14 protein-coding genes are annotated in these 13,701 nt (G+C 64.5%); 3 read left to right on the top strand and 11 right to left on the bottom strand.

What is annotated here, in order from left to right:
• Positions 1-61 precede the first annotated feature (61 nt).
• Complete coding sequence (locus EN869_RS24785) at positions 62-517, top strand: Crp/Fnr family transcriptional regulator (protein ID WP_127229036.1); 456 nt, start codon at positions 62-64, stop codon at positions 515-517.
• Between the two features lie 216 nt (positions 518-733).
• On the opposite strand, the gene xth is transcribed toward EN869_RS24785, so the two are convergent.
• From xth to tesB, 6 genes are all read right to left on the bottom strand, one after another.
• On the bottom strand, positions 734-1,540 hold the full coding sequence (gene xth / locus EN869_RS24780; protein ID WP_127229037.1) for an exodeoxyribonuclease III: 807 nt from the start codon (positions 1,538-1,540) through the stop codon (positions 734-736).
• 310 nt (positions 1,541-1,850) lie between these two features.
• Positions 1,851-2,462, bottom strand: coding sequence for an outer membrane lipoprotein carrier protein LolA (locus tag EN869_RS24775; RefSeq protein ID WP_245489561.1), 612 nt, complete (start codon positions 2,460-2,462; stop codon positions 1,851-1,853).
• Positions 2,463-2,658: 196 nt separating this feature from the next.
• Positions 2,659-5,331, bottom strand: coding sequence for a DNA translocase FtsK (locus EN869_RS24770; RefSeq protein ID WP_127229039.1), 2,673 nt, complete (start codon positions 5,329-5,331; stop codon positions 2,659-2,661).
• 427 nt (positions 5,332-5,758) lie between these two features.
• A complete protein-coding gene (locus EN869_RS24765) occupies positions 5,759-7,111 on the bottom strand; it encodes an ammonium transporter (protein WP_127229040.1) in 1,353 nt (450 codons plus the stop codon).
• A gap of 31 nt (positions 7,112-7,142) precedes the next feature.
• On the bottom strand, positions 7,143-7,481 hold the full coding sequence (locus tag EN869_RS24760) for a P-II family nitrogen regulator (RefSeq protein WP_127229041.1): 339 nt from the start codon (positions 7,479-7,481) through the stop codon (positions 7,143-7,145).
• Positions 7,482-7,730: 249 nt separating this feature from the next.
• Entirely contained in the window at positions 7,731-8,594 is an 864-nt protein-coding gene (gene tesB / locus EN869_RS24755; RefSeq protein WP_127229042.1) for an acyl-CoA thioesterase II, read from the bottom strand.
• 102 nt (positions 8,595-8,696) lie between these two features.
• Here tesB and EN869_RS24750 point away from each other — a divergent pair, with 102 nt between their 5' ends.
• The gene (locus tag EN869_RS24750; protein ID WP_127229043.1) at positions 8,697-9,974 is read left to right on the top strand and encodes a ubiquinone biosynthesis hydroxylase; all 1,278 of its coding nucleotides are present in this window, start codon (positions 8,697-8,699) and stop codon (positions 9,972-9,974) included.
• Positions 9,975-10,061: 87 nt separating this feature from the next.
• On the opposite strand, the gene EN869_RS24745 is transcribed toward EN869_RS24750, so the two are convergent.
• From EN869_RS24745 to EN869_RS24735, 3 genes are all read right to left on the bottom strand, one after another.
• Positions 10,062-10,592: a hypothetical protein gene (locus EN869_RS24745; RefSeq protein ID WP_127229044.1), complete on the bottom strand. Its 531-nt coding sequence runs from the start codon at positions 10,590-10,592 to the stop codon at positions 10,062-10,064.
• Positions 10,593-10,710: 118 nt separating this feature from the next.
• Positions 10,711-11,067, bottom strand: coding sequence for a YciI family protein (locus EN869_RS24740; protein WP_127229045.1), 357 nt, complete (start codon positions 11,065-11,067; stop codon positions 10,711-10,713).
• Positions 11,064-11,282, bottom strand: a complete 219-nt coding sequence (locus tag EN869_RS24735) for a hypothetical protein (RefSeq protein WP_127229046.1) — start codon at positions 11,280-11,282, stop codon at positions 11,064-11,066. Before EN869_RS24735 ends, EN869_RS24740 begins: the two co-directional genes overlap by 4 nt.
• Positions 11,283-11,625: 343 nt before the next feature.
• Between EN869_RS24735 and EN869_RS24730 the strand changes: the two genes are divergently transcribed.
• On the top strand, positions 11,626-12,051 hold the full coding sequence (locus tag EN869_RS24730; protein WP_127229047.1) for an OsmC family protein: 426 nt from the start codon (positions 11,626-11,628) through the stop codon (positions 12,049-12,051).
• A 210-nt stretch (positions 12,052-12,261) separates the two neighbouring features.
• Here EN869_RS24730 and EN869_RS24720 read toward each other — a convergent pair whose 3' ends face one another.
• Entirely contained in the window at positions 12,262-12,891 is a 630-nt protein-coding gene (locus EN869_RS24720) for a DUF480 domain-containing protein (RefSeq protein WP_127229049.1), read from the bottom strand.
• Positions 12,888-13,697, bottom strand: coding sequence for a nucleotidyltransferase domain-containing protein (locus tag EN869_RS24715; RefSeq protein ID WP_127229050.1), 810 nt, complete (start codon positions 13,695-13,697; stop codon positions 12,888-12,890). The genes EN869_RS24720 and EN869_RS24715 overlap by 4 nt, the downstream gene beginning before the upstream one ends.
• Positions 13,698-13,701: the final 4 nt, after the last annotated feature.

The raw sequence follows: 13,701 nt of genomic DNA, 5'->3' as shown, positions 1-13,701 counted from the left end.
CCTTAAAGGACGCGCCGCTCCAAAGGAGGGACTGGACTGACCGCTCGGGGACAAAGCTAGGATGGCGCTGGATGACGACATCCGCATCCTGTCCAGTGTGAAGCTTTTCCAGGGCTTCGCGCAGGAACAGTTGCGCCTGCTCGCTTTCGGCGCTGAGACCACCGTGCTGCAGGCCGACCATAAGCTCTACCGCGAGGACGACGTCGCCGATTCTGCCTACATCGTGGTCAGCGGCTTGATCACACTTTATCGCGAGCTAGGGGGCGAACGCGTCCCGATCGGCACTGCGGGTCCGGGCACCATGCTGAGCGAACTGGCGCTGATCGCCGACACCAACCGGCTGACCAGCGCCTCCGCGGCAGTCGACTCGGAAGTGATCCGGCTGAGCCGCAAGATGTTCCGCCGCATCCTGGAGGAATATCCGGAGATCGCGGTGCTGTTGCATGAGCGCATCCTGGAAGAGTTCCAGCAGATGATCGCCCGCATCGAGGCGTTGGCGCCGCGGTTTACGGGGTAGGCGCCGCCGGGAGGCGGGCTGAGATTCAGGTCAGGCCGAGTCGAAAATGGTGGGTTCCGAGGACCGGTCTACGCCGGCCGTAGCCTTCATCGAGCGAAGGCACTTATGAGGGCTTCGGCGGCGAAGGCCGGAGCGGAGCGTACTTGAAGTACGTGAGCACCGGAAGCGGAGGAAGTCGCCATTTGCAGGCCGGCCTCACCTGAATCTCAGCCCGCCCTAATCCAGGTCGAACCGCGCGATCACCGGCACATGGTCCGACGGCTTCTCCCAGCTGCGCGCCGCCTGCAGGATCTCGTAGCCGGTGAAATTCGGCACCAGATTGGCGGACGACCAGACATGGTCGAGACGGCGTCCCCGGTTCGACGCTTCCCAGTCCTTCGCGCGATAGCTCCACCAGGTGTAGAGCTTCTGCTCGGCCGGCACGTTGAGCCGCATCAGGTCGACCCAGCCGCCGGCCTTGCGCATCGCCTCGAAGTTTGTCGTCTCGACCGGCGTGTGGCTGACGACGTTGAGCAATTGCTTGTGCGACCAGACGTCGTGCTCCTGCGGCGCTATGTTCAGGTCGCCGACCAGGATCGACGCCGATGATTCGTCCCCGCTTGCCGGCACGCCGTTCATCTCATAGACGAAATCGAGCTTGTGCCTGAATTTGCGGTTGATCTCCGGATCCGGCTCGTCGCCGCCGGCCGGCACATAGAAATTATGCACCAGCACCGACCTGCCGCCTGCCTGGACTTTGACCGACAGATGCCGGCTGTCGTCGATTTCGCAGAAACGCCGCTTCTCGACCAGCTCTATCGGCCGGCGGGCGACGGTGGCGACGCCGTGATAGCCCTTCTGGCCGTGGAACAGGATGTGCTCGTAGCCCGCCTTGCGGAATGCCTTCTCCGGGAAGAGCTCGTCCGGTACCTTGGTTTCCTGCAGGCAGAGCACGTCCGGCGCATGCTCTTTCAGCAGCCGCTCGACGATCGGCATGCGCAGGCGCACGGAGTTGATGTTCCAGGTGGCGATGGTGAAGGGCATTCAGGCGAGTCCGGGACGGCTAAGTCGCCGAACTAGTGCCAGCCACGCGCCGGAAAGACAAGCCAACCTTTGCAGCGGCTATCTTGCACCAGCGGCCCTGATTCAGGTCAGGCCGAGTCGGAGCCGAAGACAGGCGCGAAGCGACCAAACTTGGTGGTCTCCGAGAACCGGCCTACGCTGGCCGTAGCCTTCATCGAGCGAAGGCACTTATGACGGCTTCGGCCGGCGAAGGCCGGAGCGGAGGGTACTTAAAGTACGTGAGCACCGGAAGCGCAGGAGACCGCCATTTGCAGGCCGGCCTCACCTGAATCTACCGGGTCTTGGTATTCAGCTCTCTGTTCGCCGTATAGTCGATGGCAAAAGTGTCCGGCGGGAAGCTGACGCCTTCCTTGGTGTTGAAGATCATCACCGTCGTATCTTTCCCTTGGGCATCCGTGATCGTCCACTGGCGCAGATCGTAGGTCTTGGGGTCGAACATCATGGTGATCATCGCATTGCCGAACACCGACTTGTCGGAAAGCTTGATCGTGGTGAGGTCGTCCTCTTCCTTGACGGCCTTGACGCGCCCGCCGGAGAGATCGATGCGGTCGTCGAGCAGCAGTTTCAGCGGCGTCTTCGACAGCGGATAGAGGTCGGAGGTGTTGAGCTTCTTGTTGAGGATCACCACCGACTTGCCGTCGGAGATGACGCGGAAGTTCGAGGCGCCGTCATAGTTGAAGCGGATCTTGCCCGGACGTTCGAGGAAGAACTTGCCGCCGGTCTGCTCGCCCTTCGGGCCGAACTGCACGAATTCGCCGCTCATCGACTTCACCGAGGAGAAGTGGTCGGCGATCTTCTGCGCCGCAGGCGGCACCGCCGCCTGCGCGGCCGCCACGAGCTGGTATCCGGGCACGAGGTTGAGAGCCGCGGCTCCGCCAAGCATCAAGCCGAGGCCGAGGAGCTGGCGGCGGGTGAGGGCGAGTTCGGTCGGGGTTTTCATGCCGGTCACATCCTGTGATTCGTGTCGCCGCAGTATCTGGGCTCCCACTAGGGCCTAAGTTTGGCGGGTACGCGACAGCTTCGCACAAACGCGCCAGACGATTTCCGGTTGCCTGAAGCAGGCAGCCGGAGCTGCCCAGCTAAAACTTGTCGTCCTCCGTCGGCACCAAAATCTCGCGTTTGCCGGCATGATTGGCCGGGCCGACAATGCCTTCCTTTTCCATCTTCTCGATGATCGAGGCGGCGCGGTTGTAGCCGATACCGAGCCGGCGCTGGATGTAGCTGGTCGACGCCTTGCCGTCGCGCAGCACCACCGCCACCGCCTGGTCATAGGGATCGTCGGAATCCTCGAAGTTGCCGCCGCCACCGCCGCCGGAACCGCCCTTGCCCGACGGGCCGTCCTCGTCCTCTTCCTCGTCGTCCTCGGTGATCGCGTCGAGATATTCCGGCACGCCCTGCAGCTTCAGGTGCCCGACGACCTTCTCGACCTCGTCGTCAGAGACGAACGGGCCGTGCACGCGCTGGATGCGGCCGCCGCCGGCCATGTAGAGCATGTCGCCCATGCCGAGCAGCTGCTCGGCGCCCTGCTCGCCAAGGATGGTGCGGCTGTCGATCTTCGACGTCACCTGGAAGGAGATGCGGGTCGGGAAGTTGGCCTTGATGGTGCCGGTGATGACGTCGACCGACGGGCGTTGCGTCGCCATGATGACATGGATGCCGGCCGCGCGCGCCATCTGCGCCAGGCGCTGCACTGCGCCTTCAATGTCCTTGCCGGCGACCATCATCAGGTCGGCCATCTCGTCGATGATGACCACGATATAGGGCATCGGCTCGAGTTCGAGATCCTCGGTCTCGTAGATCGCCTCGCCGGTCTGGCGATCGAAGCCGGTCTGCACCGTGCGCGAGATTTTTTCGCCCTTCTTCTCGGCTTGCTGCACGCGCGCGTTGAAGCCGTCGATGTTGCGCACGCCGACCTTGGACATCTTGCGGTAGCGGTCCTCCATCTCCCGCACGGTCCATTTCAGCGCCACCACGGCCTTTTTCGGATCGGTGACGACCGGCGTCAAAAGATGCGGGATACCGTCATAAACCGACAGTTCGAGCATCTTCGGGTCGATCATGATCAGCCGGCACTCCTGCGGCGTTAGCCGGTAGAGCAGCGACAGGATCATGGTGTTGATGGCGACCGACTTGCCCGAGCCGGTGGTGCCGGCGACGAGCACGTGCGGCATCTTGGCGATGTCGACGATGACGGCTTCGCCGTTGATGCTTTTGCCAAGGGCAAGCGCCAGCTTCATCTTGGTCGTCTCGAAGTCGCGGCTGGCCATGATCTCGCGCAGATAGACCGTCTCGCGCTTGGCGTTGGGCAATTCGATGCCGATGGCGTTGCGGCCGGGCACCACAGCGACGCGGCAGGCGATCGCGCTCATCGAGCGGGCGATGTCGTCGGAAAGGCCGATGACGCGCGAGGATTTGATGCCCGGCGCCGGCTCCAGCTCGTAGAGCGTGACGACCGGACCGGGGCGGACATGGATGATCTCGCCCTTGACGCCGAAATCCTCCAGCACGCCTTCGAGCAGACGCGCATTCTGCTCCAGCGCATCCTTCGAAAGGCTCGCATCCTTGGCGATGTTCTTCGGCTCCGACAGGAAATGCAGCGACGGCATTTCGAACGAGTCGGAGCCGATCAGCGACGTCTGCGCCTCGCGCTGGACACGTGAGCCGGGCACGGGACGTGCCGCCGGGGCCGCGACACGGGTAGCGGCGTCCGAGCGGAAATTCTGCACCCTGGCGCCTGCGCCGCGCCGCTGCACGGGCGCCTCGTCGTCGAAGCCGTCGAGATCGACCTCTTCGTCCTCTTCGTCATAGATATCCGCATCGACCGGATCGACCGAGGCGCTGCGGTCGTTGACCATGGCGGCGAAGAATTCCGGCTCGACGCGGGCGCGGCCGCCCGGACTCATGCGCGACTCGGCGAACTCGGCCGATTCCACCCGCTCGGCGGCGCGCCGCCAGGCGCTGGCCTTCGGCTCCATCGGCGGCTCGAACTCGTCGCGCTCCTGCCTGCGCCGCGCGGCGCGGCGATGCAGGAAGGCGCGGAACGACAGCCACCAGTGGGTGATGGCGCCGAGCGCCAGTATTCCCTCGTCGCCCTCGTTCTCGTCCTCGTCGAACAGCATCTCGTCCTGCTCGCGCGGATCGGGCTGGGCGACGCGCTCCATCACGGCAAAGCCGTTCTTGCGGGCAATCAGCGCCGAGCCATAGGCAAACAGCCACAAGGTGGGAGCGGCAAGGATGAGCGCGATGATGCTGGCGAAGAGCCCCTTCGGGTAGCCGCCGACGGCGATGCCGGGGATCTTCAGCACCATGTCGCCGAAGACGCCGCCAAGGCCGGTGGGCAGCGGCCAGGTGTTGGGCGGCGTCACGCAGCCGGCCATGGCCGCGGCAAGCAGTGCGAAGCCGAACCAGGCGAAGCCCCGCTTCGGCAATTTGTCGACGCCGCGCGCCGAAAACAGAAGGAAGCCCCAGATCACCGCCGGCACCAGGCCGGCGACGGCCGCTAGACCGAAGAACTGCATGGCGAGGTCGGAGAACACCGCGCCGGCATAACCCATCGCGTTGGTGACGACGTTGCTGGTGGCGTGCGAGAAGCTCGGATCGGCGACGTTCCAGGTGGCTAAAGCCGCGATGCCGAAGGCGGTGAACAGGAACAGGCCGGCGCCGACCAGCCGCCCGACCTGGCGTCGCGCGAATGCCTGGATGCCGTGCCCCGTATCGGTCAGCGCGAGCGGTGCTGAAGCGCCTGAACGCATGCTCTTCCCCGTGATCGTTGCCTGGCCGGGCGCATGGCGCACCTCGGCAGATTCGAACGCCAGACTATCGGGGGGAAGGTTAAGGCCGCATTAACCATGGCCTTTTACCGAACTTCATCCGCAACAAGGGATGGCGGGCTTGCAGCCCGCCATCCCTTGTGTAAACGGCGAAACGATCAGGCCCTTGCGGAACCCGATCCTCACAGGCGCGATCAAGTGAGAAACGGCTTGGATGGCCAGCTGACAAAAAAGGAGGCCCGGAAGAGTGTTCCGGGCCTCAAGGCGTGAGCCCCTTTCGAGAGCGTCACGACGGGATCTTGGGAGGACTTCCGGGCCGGCGGGAGGAGGATCCGCCGGCCCTCGGGGCAATTCCAGGAAAAGGATGAAATCTTCCGGAATTGCGCCCTGGTAAGGGGCAAAGGCGGCCTTACGGCACCACTTCGCCGTGCTGAGTGACGTCGAGACCTTCGACCTCTTCTTGGGTGGACGGACGCAGGCCGACCAGCGCCTTGACGATGTAGAGGATCACGAAGGTGGCGATCGCCGTCCACAGGATGGTGAAGATGATGCCGTAGATCTGCTTGCCGACCGAAGCATCCTTGCCGAGCGCGTTGATCGCCGGATCGGCGAGCGCGCCGGTGAGCAGAGCGCCGACGATACCGCCGATACCATGCACGCCGAAGGCATCGAGCGAGTCGTCATAGCCAAGCGCATGCTTGAGCTTGACCGCCGACAGGTAGCAGATGACGCCGGCGAGGATACCGACGATGAAGGCGCCGGTCGGGTTGACGAAACCGGAAGCCGGCGTCACCGCGACTAGGCCGGCGACGGCGCCCGAGATGATGCCGAGCACCGAAGGCTTCTTGGCGACGATCCATTCGGCGAACATCCAGGCCAGCGCTGCCGCGGCGGTGGCGACTTGCGTGTTCATCATCGCGGCACCGGCGAGGCCGTCGGCGGCAAGTTCCGAACCAGCGTTGAAGCCGAACCAGCCGACCCACAGCAGCGAGGCGCCGATCACCGAATAGACGAGATTGTGCGGCGCCATGTTGGTGGTGCCGTAGCCTTCGCGCTTGCCCAGCACCAGCGCGCAGACCAGGCCCGCGACACCGGCGTTGATGTGGACGACCGTGCCGCCTGCGAAGTCGAGCACACCAGCGGCGCCGAGGAAGCCGCCGCCCCATACCCAGTGCGCGATCGGCGCATAGACGAACACCAGCCACAGGCCCATGAAGAGCAGCAGCGCCGAGAATTTCATACGCTCGGCGAAGGCGCCGGCAATCAGCGCAGGGGTGATGATGGCGAAGGTCATCTGGAACATCGAGAAGACAAACTCGGGAATGTTCGAGACACCCGGCAGCCAAAGCGTCGAGACGGTGATGCCGTGGTGGAAGAAGCGCGAGAAGCCGCCGATATAGGCATTCATCGACGCCGAGTCATTGGTGGTGAAGGCGAGTGAATAGCCGAACATGAACCACAGCACCGTCACCAGGCAGGTGATGGCGAAGCTCTGCATGATCGTGGCCAGCACGTTCTTCTTGCGCACCATGCCGCCATAGAACAGCGCCAGGCCCGGGATGGTCATCATCAGCACAAGCGCCGTCGAGGTCAGCATCCAGGCGGTATTGCCGGTGTCGAGAACCGGGGTCGGCGCGGCCGGTGCCGCAGGCGCCGCCGCCGGAGCAGCCTCCTGCGCGAAGGCGGCGGCGGTGCTCAGCGCTACGAGAGCGAGCGAAGCGGCCGCGCGTCCCGTCGTCTTCAAGGTGGAAGGAATATTCATTGAACTCTCCGTTGGAATGGATGGTCGCCGCTCAGAGCGCGTCGGTGTCTGTTTCGCCGGTGCGGATGCGCACCGCCTGGTCGATGCCGAAGACGAAGATCTTGCCGTCGCCGATCTGGCCGGTCTTGGCGGCCGAGGTGATGGCTTCGACGGCCTTGTCGACGATGTCGGCGCCGACGGCGACCTCGATCTTGATCTTGGGCAGGAAGCTGACCGCGTATTCCGCGCCGCGATAGATTTCCGTGTGCCCCTTCTGACGCCCGTAGCCTTTGACTTCGGTGACGGTCAGGCCCTGGATGCCGACTGCGGTGAGCGCTTCGCGCACCTCGTCGAGCTTGAACGGCTTGATGATTGCCATCACGATTTTCATAAGGTTTCACCCTTTGCTGTTGCGGTCCCCCGCGATTGCACACCTACACCGATCCCGAGGAGAGCCGGAGAGTGATCCCCAGGATTCAAGCTCCGTGCCAATTCGATGAGCCGGGCGTTAACCCGTTGTAAAGAAAGGGAATGTGCGGCCGGTGCACATCATTCGCGCACAGCGGGGTCAACAGTACTGATTAAAAAATAGGCAGAAAATCAAAAAAGCCCGATTACCAGGCAATCGCTTGAAGCCGGCTCAACGCTTCAGCCGGATCAGGCCTTCCTGGGCGACCGAAGCGATCAGCGTCCCGTCACGCGCGAACAGCGATCCGCGCGTGAAGCCGCGCGAGCCTTGCGTCGACGGGCTGTCCTGATTGTAGAGGATCCAGTCGTCCAGCGAGTGGCTGCGGTGGAACCACATGGCGTGGTCGAGGCTGGCGGCCTGGATGTCGCGGTCGAAGATGGCGCGGCCATGCGCGAAGGTCGAGGTGTCGAGCAGCGTCATGTCCGAAAGATAGGCAAGCACAGCTGCCTGGATGGCACGGTTTTCCGGCACCGGGCCGGTGGTGCGGATCCAGATGTTTTGCTGAGGCTCCAGCTTCTCGCGGCTGGTATAGTGCTTCAGCATCACCGGCTTCATCTCGATCGGCCGGTCGCGCTCCCAGTAGTGCCTGATGCCTTCCGGCACCGCCTCGCCGAATTTTCCCAGAAGCTCGCGCTGGGAGAGCAGCTTGTCCGGCGCCGGCACGTCGCGCGGCATCGGCAGTTGATGTTCCAGCCCGACCTCGTCCTGCTGGAACGACGCCTCCAGCGAGAAGATCGCCTGGCCATGCTGGATCGCCACCACCCGGCGCGTGGTGAAGGAGCCGCCGTCGCGGATGCGGTCGACCTCATAGACGATCGGCAGCTTGGTGTCGCCCGGCCGCATGAAATAGCCGTGCAGCGAATGCACATGGCGTTCCGGCTCGACGGTGCGCTGCGCGGCGACCAGCGCCTGCGCGATCGTCTGGCCGCCGAACACGCGCTGCCAGTCGACCTTGGGGCTGCGACCACGATACAGATTGTGTTCGAGCTGCTCGAGGTCGAGAATGTCGAGAAGCTCGTCCATGGCCGCGGTCATGTTTGAAATCCTTCAAAGATGTGCCATGGCCGGTTTCGGACAGGACGTGCGGGCAGTCAAGACCGCAACGGCGCCAGAGCGAAGCCGCGAAAGGATGATGCCATGGTCAACCGCAAGCCGGATGAAGCAGGGGCCGATGGGAATCGCGAGCGTCCGCTCGACGTGCTCATCGCCGGGGCGGGCTATGTCGGCCTCACCACCGCCGTGTCGCTGAAGCAGGCCCGGCCGGGCCTCGGCATCGCCATCGTCGATGCTGCCCCCGCCGGCGTCTGGCAGAAAGACGGCCGCGCTTCGGCCATCGCGGCGGCCGCCAGCCGCATGCTGGAACAACTTGGCGTCTGGGACGAGATCGCGCCGCAAGCGCAGGCGATCACTGAAATGATCATCACCGACTCGCGCGCCGCCGATCCGGTGCGTCCGGTGTTCTTGACCTTCGACGGCGAGGTGGCGCCCGGCGAGCCTTTCGCCCACATGGTTGCCAACCGCGATTTGAACGGCGCGCTGCGCCGGCGCGCCGAAAAGCTCGGCATCGACATCATCGAAGGCATGGCGGTCAGCGCCTTCGATCTGAACGGCGCCGGCATCACGGTGCACCTGGCCGACGGCGCCACGCTGAGGGCGCGGTTGCTGATCGCCGCCGACGGCGTCAATTCCAAGCTGCGCGACATGGCCGGCATCAAGACGGTGAAATGGGAGTATGGCCAGTCCGGCATCGTCTGCACGGTGGCGCATGAGCGCCCGCACAACGGCCGCGCCGAGGAGCATTTTCTGCCCGCTGGCCCCATCGCCACGCTGCCGCTGAAGCCGGACAGTGATGGGACCAATCGCTCGTCGATCGTGTGGGTCGAGCGCACGGAAGATGCAAAGGTGCTGGTCGAGGGCGACGAGTTCGTCTTCGAGCACGATCTTGAGCAGCGCTTCGGCCTGAAGCTCGGCGATATCCGGGTCGTCGACAAGCCACGCGCGTGGCCGCTCGGCCTGACGCTGGCGCGCGCCTTCGTCGCGCCGCGCATCGCGCTCGCCGGCGACGCCGCCCATGGCATCCACCCGATTGCCGGCCAGGGCCTCAATCTTGGCTTCAAGGATGTGGCCGCGCTCGCGGAAGTCATTGTCGAGGCCGACCGCCTCGGCCAGGACATCGGCGCGCTCGACGTGCTCGAGCGCTACCAGCAATGGCGCCGCTTCGACACGCTGCAGATGGGCATCACCACCGATGTCTTGAACCGGCTGTTCTCCAACGACATCGGCCCGCTGCGCGCCGCGCGCGACCTTGGCCTCGGGCTGGTCGAGCGCATGCCGAGGCTGAAAGAATTCTTTATCCGCCAGGCCTCGGGCCTGTCCGGCGACACGCCGAGGCTGCTCAAGGGCGAGGCGATCTGAAGGTCTGGCGATTGCGTAGGCCTTCGCGGAGCGAGAGGCGTTTCGGCCAATCACGAAGGCAGGCGATCCGGCCGTTGCTGCTTCAGCTCAGTTCACTTCGAACCCCAGCTTCTGCCGCAGCCTCAGCATTCGCTGGTCCGGTATCTTCAAGCTCTGCCCGCCGCCCTGCGCGACACGGTTCAGCATCCTGAGCAGATCGTCGCGCTCATGCGGATCGAGGCGCTCGCGCAGGAAGGGTCCCAGCTTGTCGATGACAATCGTCGTGTCGTCGACCTGCGCGGCTGCCCATTTGCCATAGACGACGGCCTCGTCGGTCTTCTTCTTGGTGTCGGCGATCTGCGCGATCACCTCGCGCAGCACCGACTCGCGCTGCGGCAAGACCGGTCCTTGCTCGGCGACGATCGCGGTGATCAGCGTGGCGGCCGCCACCACCGGGTCGTCGATCGCGGTTAGCGGCGACAGCGCCGCCTGCTTGCGCAATTTCTTGCGCCGGATATTGCCTTGCACGCGGCCGACGACGTCGGCGACCTCACGCGCGGCGTCGCTCATATATTTCAGCCGGTACCACCAGATGGCGGCCGCTCCGAGCAGGCCAAGTATCGCAATAAGAATAGGCATGCCGAATTCCCCCGAAATCGCGGCGACGATAAGAGAAGCGCGGCCCTGCTTCAACACGCAACGGTTGCGACCGGTGAAGAAAAGCTGAACATCGCGCCGCAACCGCCGTAGGCCGGCATCATGAACCCGGTATGTCGTAGATCGCCCGGACCTCGACTGTGCCGAGCTCGGCCAGCGGAATGCCTTCCGCGATCTTCAGCGCCTCGGCAAGGTCGGCCGCCTCGATCATGACGAAGCCGAGCAGCTGCTCCTTGGTCTCGGCGAACGGCCCGTCGGTGATCACCGCCTTGCCCTTGCGCCGCCTCAGCGATTTCGATGTCTTCACCGATTGCAATGCCTGCGCGATGATCAGCTTGCCTTGCCGCTCGAGTTCCCTGTCATAGGCAAGCGAGTCGGCATCGAGCCTGGCCGCCCGTTTCGGGGTAAGCGCGTAAAGGTCCTTCTCCTCGCCATAGACCAGCAGGACATATTTCATCTCGAGCTCCCTTCGATGGCCACGTTATAAGAGGCAGAGGCGGTGGTGTCAGTTTTGCTTGCCGTGGCCATGTGATCGAGCAGGCATGCCGCGACGCCAACAATAGCGATTGCCGCAACCAGTCGACCGAGACCGGGCGCCGGCGGATCCAGCCAGAACTCTTCCGGTCGCCGGACTCCCGGCTTTCCCCAGATCGCAACAAACAGATTGTCCATCTCAAATCTCCATCGGCCGTGAGTGGCCGCCCGCAGGACGGTCGGGCCGATGCGAAGTCGACATTTTGCACGCACTTTTTTCGAGAATTTGCCCTGCCCAGTCAAAGCAGCGGGGAGGTGCGTTGAGATTCAGGTCAGGCCGTGTCGAAAATGGTGGCTTCCGAGAACCGGAGCGGAGCGTACTTTTCGTACGTGAGCACCTGAAGCGCAGGGAGCCGCCATTTGCAGGCCGGCCTCACCTGAATCTCAACGCGCCGGAGGATGGCCTTCCGCCGCGCCCGCGCTATAGTTCAGAAGAACGTCGGCACCCGCCGGCGCAACCCCGACAGACCAGGAGGACTCCATGGACCGCACCGCAAACGCCGTCTGGAAAGGCAATCTGAAGGAAGGCCAGGGCACGCTCGACACACAGAGCGGGACGCTGAAGGGCACGCCCTATTCGTTCAAGGCGCGCTTCGAGGACGAGAGCGGCAAGTCGGGCACCAATCCGGAAGAGCTGATCGCCGCGGCGCATGCGGGTTGCTACGCCATGCAGCTCTCGCACTTCCTGGCCGAGAACGGCACGCCGGCCGCCGAGCTCGACGCCAAGGCGGTGGTGACGCTGGTCCCCGGCACCGGCATCACCGGCAGCGCCATCACCCTGGTCGGCAAGGTGCCCGGCATCGACGCGGCGAAGTTCAAGGAATTGGCCGAGAAAGCCAAGGCCGAATGCCCGGTGTCGAAGGCGCTGGGAGCGATCAAGGTTTCGCTCGATGCAAGGTTGGGGTGACTGGTTTTAGAGGGCGACGATCCTTCGCCCCCCTCTCTGCCCTGCCGGGCATCTCCCCCTCGAGGGGGGAGATTGGCAGCTCGATTGCCGGCTCACCCATTTCAACGTTGGTGATTGGCGAAAGCCGGCGCGACATCTGATCTCCCCCCTTGAGGGGGAGATGTCCGGTAGGACAGAGAGGGGGGCCTCGCGCCAACGTTTCCGGTGAGCTTACCCGCCCAGCGCCTCGACCTTCGCTCGCAAAGCCGCGACCTCTTCCTCCAGCGCCTTGACCCGCGCTTCGAGATCAGCATCCACAGCTGACGCCGGCGGCTGCCACGGCGCCGCCACTGCGGCCGCTTCCACCGGTCCGCTCAGCAAATGAACGTACCGCTCCTCGCGCTGCCCCGGCGCGCGTTCGAGCAGCTGGATCAGCGGCGGCCGGCGGCCGATCATCAGGTCAAGATTGTCGCGCAGCTCGTCGATCGATGCAAAGCGCGCCATGCGCTCCGAACGGGCCAGCAGTTCATGGGCTGTCTGCGCCCCGCGCAGGAGCAGCAAGCCGACCACCGCGATCTGCGGCGTGGTCAGTGAAAAGCGCTGCGCCATCAGATGCTCGTAACGCTCGACGCGCGAGGCAAATGCCTGTCGCACCAGCCCTTTCTGCTCGAGGGTGCTCAGCGCCCGCCTGATCTCGGTCAGTTCCAGCGCCATCACCGGCTCGCGCGCGGTCTTCTGGTTGGCGGCCTGGTGCGCGCCGTTGAGCGTCAGCGGATAGACGTCCGGCGTCAATTCCTTCTTCTCGATCAGCGAGCCGAGCACACGCGCTTCGATGGCGGAGAGGATAGGAAGATCGGTCATTGGGTTTCTGCCTCCCTGCGATAGAAATCGGTCGCCAGGGCGCGATTGCGCGCCTGCCGCGCCTCGTCGCGGACCGAACCGGCCAGGTTCATCTCGTGATGACCATAGCGCGCTTCGAGATAGCGCGCGATCGCGGCCGGGATAGGCCCGGTGCCCAGCTCGCGCGTCTCGCGCTTCTTCTCGATCAGCCGGCGAATTTCACTGGCCGCCTGTGCCGGAACCGCGGTCTCGGCCAGGCAGTCGACCATGTTCATCGGCGGCAGCCTGGCGAAGTCGCGCTGTTCCATCCAGTCCAGCGCGACGATCGGCCGGATCAGGTAGAACAGCTTCTTCAATTTTACTTCGCCGGCGAAGCTTCCAGTCTTGGCGACATGCGAGCGCGCCAAGCCGAGATAGTGCCGCGACACCTTAGCGGGATCGACGATCTCGGCCAGCAGATCGAGCAGGCGCTGGCGGAAGCCGGGCATCTCTTCATAGACGATCAACGACTTCGCCCATTCCACGATGACCGCATTGCCGCCAAGCGCCAGAAGCAGGGCCTTGCGCAAATCCCAGCCGCCGGCATCGATCTCACCCTCAAGCGGAAACTCCAGCACGTCGCGCGGCTGCTCCAGCACCAGATGATCGGCGACCGGGCGGATATAGACGAAGCGGCAGTCGTAGTCGCTGTCCGGCGACGGAAACCCCCAGGCCCGGCTGCCGCTTTCGATAGCGAACAGGATTTTTGCGCCCTGCGCGCGGGCCATGTCCAGCCGCGCGCGGATCGCCGCGACCGCGTCCGGCGCGAAATCGGCAGGCAGGGACATTGCG

Origin of the sequence: Mesorhizobium sp. M2D.F.Ca.ET.226.01.1.1 (assembly GCF_004022705.2) — a bacterium.
GTDB lineage: Bacteria > Pseudomonadota > Alphaproteobacteria > Rhizobiales > Rhizobiaceae > Mesorhizobium.
The sequence above is the reverse complement of the archived record's forward strand: the minus strand, read 5'-3'. Positions and strand labels throughout refer to the sequence as shown.

Excerpts from the sequence above, each read along its gene's own strand:
- EN869_RS24745 (WP_127229044.1), bottom strand. The coding sequence starts at position 10,592 with ATGCCTATTCTTATTGCGATACTTGGCCTGCTCGGAGCGGCCGCCATC.
- EN869_RS24760 (WP_127229041.1), bottom strand. The coding sequence starts at position 7,481 with ATGAAAATCGTGATGGCAATCATCAAGCCGTTCAAGCTCGACGAGGTG.
- EN869_RS24750 (WP_127229043.1), top strand. The coding sequence starts at position 8,697 with ATGGTCAACCGCAAGCCGGATGAAGCAGGGGCCGATGGGAATCGCGAG.
- EN869_RS24765 (WP_127229040.1), bottom strand. The coding sequence starts at position 7,111 with ATGAATATTCCTTCCACCTTGAAGACGACGGGACGCGCGGCCGCTTCG.
- EN869_RS24785 (WP_127229036.1), top strand. The coding sequence starts at position 62 with ATGGCGCTGGATGACGACATCCGCATCCTGTCCAGTGTGAAGCTTTTC.
- EN869_RS24740 (WP_127229045.1), bottom strand. The coding sequence starts at position 11,067 with ATGAAATATGTCCTGCTGGTCTATGGCGAGGAGAAGGACCTTTACGCG.
- EN869_RS24730 (WP_127229047.1), top strand. The coding sequence starts at position 11,626 with ATGGACCGCACCGCAAACGCCGTCTGGAAAGGCAATCTGAAGGAAGGC.
- EN869_RS24715 (WP_127229050.1), bottom strand. The coding sequence starts at position 13,697 with ATGTCCCTGCCTGCCGATTTCGCGCCGGACGCGGTCGCGGCGATCCGC.
- EN869_RS24735 (WP_127229046.1), bottom strand. The coding sequence starts at position 11,282 with ATGGACAATCTGTTTGTTGCGATCTGGGGAAAGCCGGGAGTCCGGCGA.
- EN869_RS24720 (WP_127229049.1), bottom strand. The coding sequence starts at position 12,891 with ATGACCGATCTTCCTATCCTCTCCGCCATCGAAGCGCGTGTGCTCGGC.
- EN869_RS24775 (WP_245489561.1), bottom strand. The coding sequence starts at position 2,462 with ATGCTTGGCGGAGCCGCGGCTCTCAACCTCGTGCCCGGATACCAGCTC.
- EN869_RS24770 (WP_127229039.1), bottom strand. The coding sequence starts at position 5,331 with ATGCGTTCAGGCGCTTCAGCACCGCTCGCGCTGACCGATACGGGGCAC.
- xth (WP_127229037.1), bottom strand. The coding sequence starts at position 1,540 with ATGCCCTTCACCATCGCCACCTGGAACATCAACTCCGTGCGCCTGCGC.
- tesB (WP_127229042.1), bottom strand. The coding sequence starts at position 8,594 with ATGACCGCGGCCATGGACGAGCTTCTCGACATTCTCGACCTCGAGCAG.